The 14,807-nt window shown below is 46.1% G+C and carries 11 protein-coding genes; 1 reads left to right on the top strand and 10 read right to left on the bottom strand.

Annotation, left to right across the window (positions count from 1 at the left end):
• Positions 1-167: 167 nt before the first annotated feature.
• Positions 168-326 carry a hypothetical protein gene (locus tag QMA01_RS02665; RefSeq protein ID WP_290214232.1) on the top strand — a complete coding sequence of 53 codons (159 nt, stop codon included), beginning with the start codon at positions 168-170 and terminating at the stop codon, positions 324-326.
• On the opposite strand, the gene QMA01_RS02660 is transcribed toward QMA01_RS02665, so the two are convergent.
• From QMA01_RS02660 to pnp, 10 genes are all read right to left on the bottom strand, one after another.
• The gene (locus QMA01_RS02660) at positions 310-1,269 is read right to left on the bottom strand and encodes an ABC transporter permease (protein WP_191714147.1); all 960 of its coding nucleotides are present in this window, start codon (positions 1,267-1,269) and stop codon (positions 310-312) included. The genes QMA01_RS02665 and QMA01_RS02660 overlap by 17 nt on opposite strands.
• A 1-nt stretch (position 1,270) precedes the next feature.
• Complete coding sequence (locus tag QMA01_RS02655) at positions 1,271-2,320, bottom strand: ABC transporter permease (protein ID WP_191714146.1); 1,050 nt, start codon at positions 2,318-2,320, stop codon at positions 1,271-1,273.
• Positions 2,310-3,869: an ABC transporter ATP-binding protein gene (locus QMA01_RS02650; RefSeq protein ID WP_290214231.1), complete on the bottom strand. Its 1,560-nt coding sequence runs from the start codon at positions 3,867-3,869 to the stop codon at positions 2,310-2,312. The genes QMA01_RS02655 and QMA01_RS02650 overlap by 11 nt, the downstream gene beginning before the upstream one ends.
• 162 nt (positions 3,870-4,031) lie before the next feature.
• Entirely contained in the window at positions 4,032-5,105 is a 1,074-nt protein-coding gene (locus QMA01_RS02645; protein ID WP_191714144.1) for a BMP family lipoprotein, read from the bottom strand.
• A gap of 47 nt (positions 5,106-5,152) precedes the next feature.
• Positions 5,153-5,881, bottom strand: a complete 729-nt coding sequence (locus QMA01_RS02640) for a GntR family transcriptional regulator (RefSeq protein ID WP_290214230.1) — start codon at positions 5,879-5,881, stop codon at positions 5,153-5,155.
• Between the two features lie 175 nt (positions 5,882-6,056).
• Positions 6,057-8,402: an FtsK/SpoIIIE family DNA translocase gene (locus tag QMA01_RS02635; RefSeq protein ID WP_290214229.1), complete on the bottom strand. Its 2,346-nt coding sequence runs from the start codon at positions 8,400-8,402 to the stop codon at positions 6,057-6,059.
• Positions 8,403-8,480: 78 nt separating this feature from the next.
• The gene (locus tag QMA01_RS02630) at positions 8,481-10,148 is read right to left on the bottom strand and encodes a ribonuclease J (RefSeq protein ID WP_191714141.1); all 1,668 of its coding nucleotides are present in this window, start codon (positions 10,146-10,148) and stop codon (positions 8,481-8,483) included.
• A 128-nt stretch (positions 10,149-10,276) separates the two neighbouring features.
• The gene (locus tag QMA01_RS02625; RefSeq protein WP_290184706.1) at positions 10,277-11,314 is read right to left on the bottom strand and encodes an aspartate-semialdehyde dehydrogenase; all 1,038 of its coding nucleotides are present in this window, start codon (positions 11,312-11,314) and stop codon (positions 10,277-10,279) included.
• An 80-nt stretch (positions 11,315-11,394) separates the two neighbouring features.
• On the bottom strand, positions 11,395-12,621 hold the full coding sequence (locus QMA01_RS02620; RefSeq protein WP_191714140.1) for a M16 family metallopeptidase: 1,227 nt from the start codon (positions 12,619-12,621) through the stop codon (positions 11,395-11,397).
• Between the two features lie 59 nt (positions 12,622-12,680).
• Complete coding sequence (gene pnp / locus QMA01_RS02615; protein WP_290214228.1) at positions 12,681-14,798, bottom strand: polyribonucleotide nucleotidyltransferase; 2,118 nt, start codon at positions 14,796-14,798, stop codon at positions 12,681-12,683.
• Positions 14,799-14,807: the final 9 nt, after the last annotated feature.

Here is a 14,807-nt window from a genome sequence, read left to right as displayed (position 1 = left end):
CCGGGCGTCGGAGCTGGATCATAAGAAAAGCGAAAGCGGCTGGATCGGCATACAATAAAAAGTGGCTTTTTCGTAAGTCTCTAAAATAACATGGCCGGAGAGATAAAAAGCCTTTCTCTCCGGTTATTTTTGGATGTAGGAATACGTTTTCTGAGAGCAGCCGGCTGATGGAAAGGAAAGCGGCAGAAGACGTGCCCGCGGAACGCATCCGCCGCATTGGACATCAGCCAGGTCTTTCGGGAACGACAAAAGGGCTGTCACCAAAAGTCATCTTTCATGACCTTTTGGGACAGCCCCTTTCAAAATACTTTATCGTTGTCCTTTGATATATGGTTTTCCGTTCGCCAGTGGTGCATTGGCGCGTCCGATAAATCCGGCTAGTGCAAAGATCGTCAAGACGTACGGCAAAATCAATAGGAACACATTCGGAATTTCCTGGATTATCGGTATAGATGATCCGACGATACTCAAGGATTGCGCGAATCCGAAGAACAAAGCAGCTCCCATTGCACCAAGCGGATGCCATTTACCGAAAATCATCGCTGCCAGCGCCATGAAGCCCTGGCCATTGATTGTGGCATGGCCAAAATCATTGGTGATGGTCTGCGCATAGATTGCACCACCGATTCCCGCTAACGCACCGGAAATCATAACCGCGACATAACGCATTTTCGCTACATTGATTCCCATCGTATCCGCTGCCATTGGGTGCTCACCTACAGCACGCAAGCGCAAGCCGAACGGCGTTTTATAGATGATGAACCAGGCTACAAAGGCAACCCCAATCGCGAAGAACGATGTATTGTAAACAGAAGTAAAGAATAATGGACCGATAACCGGTATGTCCGAAAGGAACGGAACATTGTAGCGCGAAAAGCGCTCAGTGATAAAGTCTGTCTGCCCTTTATCGAAAATTCTTTTCACCAGATACAAAGACAACGCAACTGCCAATAAGTTGATGGCAACACCTGATACTACCTGATCTGCGCGGAATGATATGGATGCAACTGCATGCAATAGAGATAACAGCAATGCGGCAACCATGGCGGCGATCAATGAAATCCAAGGTGTGGCTGCGCCGAACGTATCGGCAAACAATAAGTTGAACAAAATCCCGACAAACGCACCAATGACCATCAGCCCTTCAAGGCCGATGTTGACAACACCCGATCTTTCCGAGAAGACGCCGCCGATCGCCACCAAGATCAGTGGCGCTGCATAGAAGATCGCTGAAGGAATGATGAAGTATAGAACGTCAAGGAAACTCATATTACTTCGCCTCCTTCTTCTTAGCTGATGCGCGGAGCAGCAGCAAGCGAATGATGTAGCCTGAAGCTACAAAGAAGATGATAACCGCAATTACAATCTCTACAATCTCAATTGGAATACCGGCAGCGTTCGGCATATTCAAAGCTCCATATTTCAAGGAACCGAACAAGGTTGCACCGAAGATGACACCCAGTGGCGTATTCATGCCGAGCAAGGCAACGGCGATTCCATCAAAACCGATTCCGGTAAATCCACCCTTGGAAGAAACGTACTCGAATGTTCCAAGTGCTTCCATCGCTCCACCCAATCCAGCAAACGCCCCTGAAATGACCATGGCGAGAATGATGTTTTTGTTGACATTCATGCCGGCATATTGAGAAGCATTCTGGTTAAATCCAACAGCTTTCAGCTCAAAGCCGAGCGTTGTTTTCTCCAAAATGAACCACATGACACCGACCATAAGCAAAGCAATGACAATTCCCAGATGCAGACGCGAAAATTCCGTCAGATTCTCTAAAAACTCTGAGCGCAGGGAAGCACTTGCAAAAATGCTTTCTGTGCGGTCACCGCCATCAGAAACGGTCCGAATCAATGCATTTGTAACATGCAAAGCGATGTAGTTCATCATGATTGTGACAATTACTTCATGGACATGGAATTTCGCTTTCAAAAGACCTGGCACAAAGCCCCATAAAGCTCCAGCTACTGCTGCTGCGATAATGGCTAATGGCAAGTGGATGATCTTCGGCAATTCGACGGCTACTCCGACATACGCCGCAGCAAACCAGCCAACGATCAGTTGCCCTTCCACACCAATGTTAAAAAGTCCTGAGCGGAACGCAAAAGCAACTGCCAGACCAGCCAGTAAATAAGGAGTGATTTGGCGAATCGTTTCTCCGATCGTATACATGTCTCCAAAAATTCCGTTCCAAAGGGCGGCATAGCCCTCCAATGGATTATAGCCGCTGGCCAGCATGATCACTGCACCGACTAGCAATCCTAAAATAACGGAAACGATGGGGACCAGGAGATTGGTCGCTCTATTCGACATGCTGATCCTCACCTTTCTTCGTCAAATCCTGTGTATCTTTGTGACCGGTGTGTCCTGCCATCAACAAGCCCAATTCCTGCTCAGTGGTGGTTTCAGGCGTGACAATATCCACAATTTCTCCGTCGTGGATAACAGCAATACGGTCTGAAACGTTCATGACTTCGTCGAGTTCAAACGAAATCAATAGAACGGCTTTGCCGTTGTCACGCTGTTCAATCAAGCGGCTATGGATAAACTCGATTGCACCGACATCCAACCCCCGTGTCGGCAGCGCTGCAATCAATAGATCCGGATTGCGGTCTACTTCGCGTCCGATAATGGCTTTTTGCTGATTTCCTCCCGATAGTGAACGGGCTAATTCTGACGGTCCTTGCGTCCGGACATCAAAATCCTTGATAATTTGAAGCGCCTTCTCATTGATTTTATTGTAATCAATAATTCCTGATTTAGAGATGGGTTTTGTATAGTACGTTTGAAGTGAAATGTTATGGCCTACCGGGAAATCCAATACAAGGCCATGCTTATGGCGATCCTGGGGGATATGGCCGACTCCCGATTCTGTCACTTTGCGTGGTTTCATATTCGTGACGTCTTTGCCATTGACAAAAATAGTACCGCTTTTCACTTTTCGAAGGCCAGTTATGGCTTCGATCAATTCGGATTGGCCATTCCCATCAATTCCCGCAATTCCGACAATTTCACCTTTGCGAACGTTCAGATTCAAGCTTTTCACTTTATCGATCCCGCGATAATCCTGGACGACCAAATCTTTAATATCCAAGACTTCTTCGCCGGGGAAAGCTTGCCCTTTAACGGTGGTGAATTCCACTTGCCGACCAACCATCAACGACGCAAGGTCATTTGGATTTGTTTCTGAAGTGATGACTGTGCCAATTCCCTGGCCTTTGCGAATAACCGTAACCCGGTCCGACACATCCATGATTTCTTTTAGTTTATGGGTAATCAAAATAATTGATTTTCCTTCAGCAATCAATCTTTTCATGATTTGAATCAATTCCGTGATTTCCTGAGGTGTCAGGGAAGCAGTCGGTTCATCAAAAATCAAAATTTCGGCTCCGCGGTACAAAGTCTTCAATATTTCGACCCGTTGTTGCATGCCTACAGAAATGTCTTCAATAATCGCATACGGATCTACGTTCAACCCATATTGTTCAGATAACGCTTGAACTTTCTTGGCCGCGTCTTTTTTATTGGTGATGCCGTATTTGGTTGGCTCACTGCCCAAGATGATGTTCTCGGTGACCGAAAAGTTTTCGACCAGCATGAAATGCTGATGGACCATTCCGATTCCCAGATCGTTTGCGACATTCGGATTGGCAATATCCACTTTCTTGCCCCGAACCCGGATTTCTCCGCCTTCCGGCTGGTACAAACCGAACAAGACGTTCATCAACGTCGATTTCCCTGCGCCGTTCTCCCCTAATAATGCGTGAATTTCTCCCTTTTGCAGTTGCAGCGTAATATTGTCATTTGCGACAAACGTACCGAACTCTTTACGGATATTCAGCATTTCAATTACATATTCCACTGTTGTCACTCCCTCGAAACTGCTGACTTCTTTTATTTAATTAATACAGGAAAGGCTTCCGTTGCCAAAAGCCTTTCATCTATTAACTTCCTTCTTTAGACAAAAAAAATCATAAAGACCGGTTGACCCGGTCTTTATGATGACCGTGTTTCTGAGTGACTGTTACTCTACTTTTTCTGGTACTGTGATTTCGCCATCGATAACTTGTTTTTTAAAGTCTTCGATTTTAGTCATCACATCTTCTGGAATTGCTCCACGAGAATCCGCAAGGCCTACACCATCATCAGCAAGGCCGTAAGTGATTGTTTCGCCACCTGGGAAATCTCCAGCCATTGCCTGTTCAGAAATGTTGATTACTGCTTTGTCTACACCTTTCAATACAGATGTCAAAGTTACGTTGGCATCGCCAGTTTGGCCTTCATCGTATTGGTCAGCATCTACGCCGATAACCCAGATGTTTGCATCCGGATCTGCTTCTTTGCGTTCTTTTGCTTCAGTGAATACACCGTTTCCAGTACCGCCAGCTGCGTGGAAAATGATATCAGCTCCAGCTGAGTACATACGGTTTGCAGTTGTTTTACCTAATTCCGCTTTATCAAAAGCCCCTGTATATTGAACATCGACTTCAACTGTTTCGTCTACAGCTGCAACCCCTTCAAGGAATCCTGCTTCAAAACGTTCGATTACTGGAATTTCCATCCCACCGACAAATCCGATTTTTTTCGTTTCTGTCATTAGAGCTGCTGCTACACCCGCAAGGAATGCGCCTTCCTGCTCTTTGAACAGGACACTTGCAACGTTTGGAGCTTCTACTACCGCATCAATGATGGCGATTTGAGCTTCCGGCTGCTGCTCAGCAATTTCTGCTACAGCACCTTCCATAAGGTAGCCGATACCGAATACGACATCAAAATCACGGCGGATCAAGTTGTTCAAGTTGGTGTTGTAATCCGCATCTGATGCAGATTGAAGGTAGTCAAAGCCGCCATCGCCCTTTTCAAGGCCATTTTCTTCACCAAATTGCTGGACCCCTTCCCAAGCAGATTGGTTGAAGGATTTATCATCCACACCGCCAACATCTGTAACCATGGCAACCGAGAAATCAGCAGCTTCTTCCGTGCCTTCTCCTCCGCCAGTTTCACCTGTTGAAGTATCTTCTTCGCTTCCGCAGGCAGCAAGCATCGTACCAGCAGCAAGCATTAATGATAAACCTAGACCAAATTTACGTTTTGTCAATGTAATAACCCCCAAGGTTTTTTTGATATTAGCAGGAATTTGATGTTTTACACGCGTTTGCGAACCACATGAAAGCTAAATTTATCAGCTCTGAAGTAATTCTTTGAATAAAGCACCAATCGATCGTCTTCATCGTAATGGAGCTGTTTTAATACCAGTAAAGCCGTTTCCGGTTCACATTCCAGGATTGGAGAAGCATCTTCATGATACCCAGTCGGATCAATGAACGTCACCGCGTAGGATATATGAATATCGCCGGATTCTTCAATCGCTGTAAAAATGGAACTTTCCTTGCGCCCTAAAAAATTTGCAGGCAAATAGTCCGAAGGCACCTTGTCGATGCAGTAAACGACAGGCTCTCCGTTTGCCGTGCGAACGCGTTCAATTGTAATGACAGTATCATCGGCGGTGCAATGAAAGCGTTTTATATCTTCCTCAGAAGAAAGGGTCTCCGACGTGCTCAAGTAGATAGCGCCGGGTTCCATTCCTGCCTGACGGATCATATCGGACACACTCGTCAATTGTTCAATCCCAGATGTGAAAACAGGCTTTGAATTGACGAATGTGCCGACTCCGTGGCGTCTGACGATGATATTATCTTCTTCCAACAGCCGGAGCGCTTCTCGCAAAGTCGCCCGGCTGACTCCCAGGGTTTTTGACAATTCGAACTCGGACGGCAACTTCTCTTTTTCTTTGTAGACGCCCGCAGCAATATCCTGCTTCATTCGGTCAATAACCTGAAGGTACAAAGCACGATGATCCGATTTAATTGTCATATGATTCACCACCCATGACAGAGATCAGACATCTGATGTAAAACATTCCTACTAATCAAAATTACTATACCACTTATTAGAAATGAAATAAATAGCAATTTGTCGAATTTAGCGAATTTTCATTTCCCTATATTCAAAAATACTAATCATTTTGTCACAAAAAAACCCAAATTACTCAATATTCTTCCTGCTTTGGAACTAACACTGTCCGCGGTTTGCTGCCTTCATAAGGTCCGACGACTCCCCGCTGCTCCATTTGGTCTATGATGCGGGCAGCACGCGAGTAGCCCACACGGAAGCGTCGTTGCAGCATGGAAACCGAAGCTGTCTGCATTTCTGTCACCAACTGGACCGCATCATCATAGATTTCATCTGTTTCTTCATCGATTTTGGTCTCGTCGATTTCACTTGGAATCATGTCTTCCTGGTACTGAGCTTTTTGTTGCTCAATTGCAAAGTCAACAATTTTTTCAACTTCTGAATCCGACAGGAATGCCCCTTGCACACGGACCGGTTTTGATTGGCCTGCTCCAAGGAATAACATATCCCCGCGTCCTAGTAATTTTTCAGCTCCACCCATATCCAGGATTGTCCGTGAATCGATGGAAGATGACACCGCAAAAGCGATGCGTGATGGAATATTCGCCTTGATGACGCCAGTGATGACGTTGACGCTCGGGCGCTGTGTCGCAATGATCAAATGGATCCCTGCTGCACGCGCCATCTGTGCCAGGCGAGTAATGGCGTCTTCCACTTCGTTTGAAGCAACCATCATCAAATCAGCCAACTCATCGACAATGACAACGATAAACGGCAGCTTTGGATGCTTGTCTTCATTTTCCTCATTGAAGACCCGTACGTATTCATTGTATCCTTCGATATTGCGAGTTCCGGTGTGAGAAAACAGTTCGTATCTTCTTTCCATTTCCGAAACGATTTTCTTCAACGCTTGTGCCGCTTTCCGCGGATCTGTGACAACCGGTGCCAACAAATGTGGAATGCCATTATAGACGTTCAGCTCCACCATTTTCGGATCGATCATCATCATTTTCACTTCATGCGGCTTTGCCCGCATGATGATGCTGGTGATGATGCCGTTGATGCACACCGACTTCCCGCTTCCTGTTGATCCTGCAACGAGCAGATGCGGCATTTTATTCAATTCTGTCATCACTGCTTGGCCTGTAACATCTCTGCCTAAGGCAAACAGCAATTTGGCATCAGGCCGGTTGTTTTCTTCCGATTCCAGCACTTCACGAAGACTGACAATCGAGACTTCCGTGTTTGGCACTTCAATGCCGATTGCGGATTTTCCGGGAATCGGCGCTTCAATCCGGATATCGCGCGCAGCCAAGGCCAATGCCAAATCGTCGTGCAGGCTGACGATTTTGCTGACTTTGACGCCGGTATCGGGCAGCACTTCGTACTTAGTCACAGCTGGCCCTAAATGGACCTGCGTCACTTTCGCACGGACGCCGAAGCTCTGGAACGTTTTCTCAAGTTTCTTGGCGTTTTTCTGGATGCCCGAATACTCGCCGCTTTGGTCGTGGTGCGGCGGCAGTGTCAACAAGCTGAGAGGCGGCAGCTGGTATTCTTCGTTTTCCAGTTCTTCTGCAGTCGACATCAACTGGATATCACCGGCGTCCGGTTCTGCAGCAGTTTCCGCAGCAGGCACGTTCTGCACTTCCGGCTGTTTGGGTTTCACGTTTTCAGTAAATGCCGATATGATCGGTTCTTCAGGCTGTGGGCGGTACAGAAGGTCTTCTTCTTCCTCTTCTTCATAAGCCAGGGATTCATTGATTTCCAGCACTTGTTCAGGTGCTGATTTCTTGCGCGGAGCGCGCAGTTTTTTCGGCTCATTCCGCTGGAAACGATTCATCAGCGAATCGATTGCCGGACGTGCACTTGGAATTTTTTCGGCAATAAACGGTGCGGCCGCTTTTCCTGTCAAGATGATGGCACCAATCGACATCAGGATAATCGCGACGATCCAAGTTCCCGCTGTATCAAACAATACATGCAATAGCGCATATAAAAAGGCACCGACGATTCCGCCGCCTGTCGCCAAATACGTAGTCCAGATTGTGCCGGTCATTTGCGTATGGCGAATGGTTTCAGAAATGACATTGGCTGATGTAATCGGCAGGATGGATCCGGCCGCCCAGATTAAATGGCAAATCAACAAAATGCCGATCAGGATAAAGCCGGCTCCTGTTGCCACTTTCAGTCTTGGCTTTGGCCATTTCCGCTTAACCATTACATAGATAGCGACATAGACAAGTGCCAGTGGAATCAGGAAGGCCATATAGCCACCGATAAACTCGGCTAAATTGTAGAACATCTTGCCGATGACGCCCAACTGGAACACCATCAACACGGCGATTCCAAGCAGTACCAAACCGATCACTTCATAAGCGATCATCGGCATCGGCTGCTTTTTTTTATTTTTCGGCTTTTGCCGTGGTTTTGCTTTTGCTCTCGCTTTTGGTTTTGCTTTCGTAGTTGTACGAGCCCTGGTCATAGCGATCCCTCTTTTCTTCCATAATCGAAAAAGGATTCCCTCCGATTAGATCGGTATGGAAATCCTTTTGCTTTTTTCTTAGTATTCCATAATTATCGGGATGATCATCGGACGGCGCTTCGTTTGCTGGAATAGGTAGGAATTCAATGTATCGCGAATTTCCTGCTTGATGTTATTCCATTCGAATGCGTCTCTGGTGACATATTTTTCAACGACCTTGCGTACAAGTCTTGTAGATTCATCCATCAGCTCTTCTGATTCACGGACATAGACAAAACCGCGTGAAATCATTTCAGGACCGGAAGCGATTTTCTTCTCTTTGCGGTTCAGCGTAACCACAACGATGAAAATCCCATCCTGGGACAATAGTTTACGGTCACGCAGAACGATATTGCCTACGTCGCCGATGCCGATTCCATCAATAAGTACATTGCCGGCAGTAACGCGCCCGCTCATCCGGACTTTGCCTTCTTTGTATTCCACGATATCGCCTTTATCGGCGATAAAGATTTCAGACTTATGCAAGCCGACCTGCTGCGCCAATTTAGAATGCGCAATCAGCATTTTGTATTCACCCTGGATCGGAATGAAATATTTCGGCTTCATCATGTTCAGCATCATTTTAAGATCTTCTTGGCTGCCGTGTCCTGATACGTGGACTTTTTTGCTGGCGGTCAAAACATTTGCGCCGGCTTTCGCCAACTTATTCATTGTTTGGAACATTGGAACTTCCATACCGGGTGATGGTGTGAATGTAATTAATACTGTATCTGTTTCTTTGATTTTTACGTCTTTGTGCTGCTTGCGGACCATTTTGTCCAAAGCTTCAAGCGGCTCCCCTTGGTTACCGGTAACAATGATGACCACTTCGTCATCACGGTAGTTCTCCAGGTCTTTCAGGGAAATGACTGTATCTTCGTCGACTGTCAAGTAGCCTAGGCGCAGGCCAACTTCATAGCTGCTCTCCAGACTTCTTCCGGCTACAGCGACTTTTTTGCCTGTCGCTGCCGCGATATCGAATACCTGTTGGATACGAATAAAGTTTGATGAATAAAGGGATACCAGTACACGGCCTTCAGCAGCAAGGAATGCCGACAGGATATGGTCTGCAACCACAATTTCCGAAGTTGTATATCCTGGGCGTTCAGCTTCAGTAGAGTCGGACAGCAGCATCAATACGCCGTCTTCCCCTAATTTCGCCATTTTTGCGATATCGGGCTTGTAACTGCCTTTAGCTGACTGATCAAATTTAAATTCGCCTGTATGCACGATTGCGCCTTCAGATGTGTGGAAGACGATCCCAAATGCGTCAGGAATACTATGTGTCGTATGGAAGAACGTCACATGTGTTTTGTCGAAGTTCATGCGGCTCTTATTGGTTACTTCAAAGAACTTGACATGTTTTAAAGAACCTTGTTCTTTAATATGTTCTTTGGCTAACGCAATTGTCAATTTCGATCCGTAGACCGGCGCTTGGATCTTCTTCAGTAAATAAGCGATTGAACCAATCGCATCTTCGTGGCCGTGAGTCAAAAAGATTCCTTTGACACGGTCTTTGTTTTCTTCCAGGAAAGTCATATCCGGAATGACGATGTCGACACCCAGCATTTCATCTTCCGGGAACATCAAACCGCTGTCCACAACGAAAAGATCTTCATCAATTTCTATTACGTACATTGCTTTGCCGATTTCGCCGACTCCGCCTAAAGGGATAACTCTTATTACTTCATTTTTAATTTTACTCAATTTATTTCCTCCTAAAATTCACCCGTACACATCCATAGAATTCATTATACGGGAATCACCGGAAACAGTCCAAAGAAAAAAATAAACCGGCGCAATGGCCGGTTCTTTTTTTCGATTGCCGTTCGGGATTAAATGATATTTTCTTCAATCAGGGCTTCTGCAATCTGAACCGAGTTCAGTGCTGCGCCTTTGACCAGGTTATCTGAAACGACCCATAAGTGGAAACCATTTGGATTGTCCAGGTCCTGGCGGATACGGCCGACAAATACTTCATCAAGCCCTGCAGTCATCAAAGGCATCGGGTACAGCTGGTTTGATGGATCGTCCATCAGTTCCACGCCTGGTGCTTGCGAAATTGCCTGCTTGACCTGCTCAATAGTTGCCGCTTCTTTGAGTTCCACATAAACCGATTCAGAATGCCCTGTGACCACCGGCAAGCGTACGCATGTCGCTGCGACTGCCAGGGAATCATCGTGCATGATTTTTTTCGTTTCGTTGATCATTTTCATTTCTTCGAATGTATAACCGTTGTCGGTGAATTGATCAATTTGCGGAATTACATTGTAAGCGATCGGGTAATGGCGTTCAGCCGATTTAACCGGCAGCATTTTTGCATCAGCTGTTTTTGCGTTGTCAAAGTCGCCAGCTTGTTCTTTCAATTCATTGATGGCATCAATTCCCGCTCCCGATACTGCCTGATAAGTGGAAACCACCACTTTCGTCATGCCAAACAGTTCTTTTAATGGCTGCAATGCACAGACCATCTGGATTGTAGAACAGTTTGGATTGGCAATTATTCCTTTATGGAGAGAAAGATCGCTTTTATTCACTTCAGGAACAACTAAAGGCACTTCCTTGTCCATACGGAACGCGCTGGTATTGTCTATAACAACGGCACCACGCTTAACCGCTTCAGGGGCGAATTTTTCTGAAACACTTCCTCCTGCGCTGAATAAGGCAATATCAATGCCTTCAAATGATTCAGGTTTGGCTTCCTGAACGGTGAAAGTCTGGCCATTGAATGTAATCTCTTTTCCGGCAGATCGGCTTGAAGACAAAAAGACAATGTCTTTTATAGGAAAATTCCGTTTCTCCAATTGCTCTGTCATTTGCTGGCCGACTGCACCTGTTGCTCCCATTATCGCTACGTTGAATGTTTTCACAATATTCGCTCCTTCAATGTTGATTTGAATTATTGTAACATAATTTACTCTGCTAAAGGAGCAAAACAGCAAAAAAGCTCCCTTTATACTAAGGAAGCTTCTTTCGGACGTATAATGGAAACCGCTGGCGATTCCACCAGGATCTCCAATAAGGAATAAACTTTTTCTAATGTTACCTGGTCGATTTGAGAAAGCACTTCATCGTAAGTCTGATGTTTGCCCAGCAATAGTTCGTGACGGCCGTTGCGGCTCATACGCGCACTTGTGCTTTCAAGACCCAGCATCAAACTGCCTTTCAGCTGTTCTTTGGAGTCGGTCACTTCCTCTTCCGTAATACCGCCATTTTTCAATTCCTTTAACAAGGTCATAATGACTTGCTGCATTTCAGCCATTTGTTCATCTGATGTTCCTCCGTAGATCGCCAATGTTCCATGATCGGAATAAGCAGAATGATAGGAGAAAATCGAGTAGGCCAATCCACGTTGTTCACGAATTTCCTGGAACAGCCTTGAAGACATGGAGCCGCCGATGATGTTGTTCAGAACCGTGAAGCTGTAGATATCCGGATCATTTAAAGACAGGCCGGGAAAGCCAAGGCATAGATGCCCTTGTTCTGTTTCTTTATTTTTCAGTGAATAGCCGGATGTGAAAACAGGAAGCTCGTACTTTTTCGGACTTTCTTTTTTCTCGAATGAGCCGAATAACGCTTCAATCTTTTCCAGTAAAGCTGGAGTGATGTTGCCTGCCACCGAAACGACCGTATTTGCAGGTGTATAATGGCGATCCATATAGTCGCGGATCTTCTCAGGCGTAAAGCTTGCCAAGGTTTCAGCGGTCCCAAGAATCGGTGCACCGATCGAGTTCTGCGGATACATGACACGCCATAATTGCTCATGCACATCGTCGTCCGGCATGTCTTCAGTCATGCTGATTTCTTCAAGGATGACTTGGCGTTCCTTGTCGAATTCCACCGGATCCATCTGCGAATTGAACAGCATATCCGCGAGTACCGTTACAGCATGTTCCGCATGATGGTCCAAAACCTTTGCGTAGTAACAGGTATATTCTTTTGATGTATAGGCATTGATATCGCCGCCGATGCGGTCGAATTCCCGGGCGATTTCTTTCGCAGTGCGCGAATCCGTTCCTTTGAACAGCATGTGTTCAATAAAATGCGTAATGCCGTTTTCTTCCGGCAATTCATCCCGTGAACCGTTATTGACAAAAACCCCAACTGCTACGGAATGAAAATGGGGAATGTGTTCGGAAACAATGCGCAATCCATTTTTGCAAGTCTGTGTAGTCACCATGTGCATGTTCCTCCTCATAGTAAAAAATTGCCGACAAAGTCGGCAATTTGAATAGATGATTATTCTTGGTTTTGTTTTTCAGCTGCTTCTTTTTGTTCTTTCAAAACAACCTTACGTGATAAGTTTACACGTCCTTGGCGGTCAATTTCAATTACTTTGACTTGGACGATCTGGTCCATCTTCAGAACATCTTCCACTTCTTTCGTCCGTTCTTCCTGGATTTCCGAAATGTGAAGGAGTCCGTCTTTGCCCGGGAACAATTCAACGAATGCGCCGAACTTTTCAATGCGTTTGACTTTGCCTTCGTAATATTCGCCGACTTTCGCTTCACGCACGATATTTTCGATCATCGCTTTCGCTTTCGCATTCATTTCTTCGTCTACTGAAGAAATGAAGATCGTACCGTCTTGCTCCGTATCGATCTTAACGCCTGTTTCATCGATGATTTTGTTGATCACTTTTCCGCCAGGTCCGATAACATCACGGATCTTGTCAGGATTGATCTTCACCATGATGATTTTCGGTGCATACTTGGAAAGTGTCGTTCTTGGTTCAGCAATCGTCGCCAGCATCGATTCAAGGATGTGGATACGTCCGATTTGAGCTTGCGTCAACGCTTCTTCCAAGATTTCACGTGACAGGCCATCAATCTTGATGTCCATTTGAAGAGCGGTAATGCCTTTTGCAGTACCGGCTACTTTAAAGTCCATATCGCCAAGGTGATCTTCCATGCCTTGGATATCAGAAAGTACTGTGTAGTTTTCACCTTTTTTGACAAGGCCCATCGCAATACCTGCAACTGGAGCTGTCAACGGAACACCGGCATCCATCATCGCCAGTGTGGAAGCACAGATACTCGCCTGTGAAGTCGAACCGTTAGATTCCAATACTTCTGCAACAAGGCGGATCGTATAAGGGAAATCTTTCTCATTTGGAATGACTGCTTCAAGAGCGCGCTCACCAAGTGCTCCGTGTCCGATTTCGCGGCGTCCAGGCCCACGAAGGAATCCGGTTTCACCTACCGAGAACAACGGGAAGTTGTAATGGTGCATAAAACGTTTTGTGTCTTCGATGCCAAGGCCGTCGATGATTTGAACATCACCTAAAGCGCCTAGCGTACAGATGCTCATCGCCTGCGTTTGACCGCGAGTGAACAAGCCTGAACCGTGTGTGCGGTTAAGAATGCCGACTTCTGATGACAATGGACGGATTTCAGAAGGTCCACGGCCGTCCGGACGGATTTTTTCATCTGTGATCAAACGGCGTACTTCGTCTTTGACCATTTTATCAAGGATCTGGCCAGCCTGTTTTTTCACAGTATCATCCGATTCTTCGTATGCCGCCATTGCACGGGCTTTGACTTCGTCAATCGCTTCATTGCGTGCTTGTTTTTCATTGATTTGGACAGCTGCATTCAATTCAGCTTCTACTGCTTCTTTAAGCGTCGCCGTCAATTCTGCATCCAATTCGTAAAGCTGGATTGCCGTTTTTTCTTTGCCGACTTCTGCAGCAATCTGTTCTTGGAAGGCAATCAATTTCTTGATTTCTTCGTGCCCGAACATGATAGCTTCCAAAATCACTTCTTCAGAAACTTCTTTCGCTCCGGCTTCCACCATGTTGATGGCTTCTTTAGTACCGGAAACCGTCAAGTTGATCGAGCTTTGCTCAAGCTGATCGTTTGTCGGATTGATGATAAATTGTCCGTCGATCAAACCGACGATTACTCCAGCGATCGGACCGCCGAAAGGAATATCCGATATCATCAAGGCTAGAGAAGAACCGAACATTGCAGCCATTTCTGATGGACAATCCTGATCTACAGACATAACCATGGAGATGACTTGAACTTCGTTGCGGAAACCATCCGGGAATAACGGGCGGATTGGGCGATCGATCAAACGGCTTGTCAAAGTCGCTTTTTCAGAAGGGCGTCCTTCACGTTTGATGAATCCGCCTGGGATTTTACCGACAGCGTATAGACGCTCTTCGTAGTTGACCGTCAATGGGAAGAAATCCAAAGGTTTCGGAGTTTTTGAAGCGGTTGCAGTTGAAAGAACTGCTGTATCACCATAACGGATCAATGCTGCTCCGTTTGCTTGTTTTGCCAATTGGCCGACCTCAACCTGTAATTCGCGGCCAGCCCAATCAAGTGTGTAGACTTTTTTTGTTTGCCCCATAATATCGAG

Source organism: Planococcus notacanthi (assembly GCF_030407825.1).
In the GTDB taxonomy this organism is placed as follows: Bacteria; Bacillota; Bacilli; order Bacillales_A; family Planococcaceae; genus Planococcus; species Planococcus notacanthi.
This window is presented reverse-complemented; position numbering and strand designations above follow the sequence as displayed.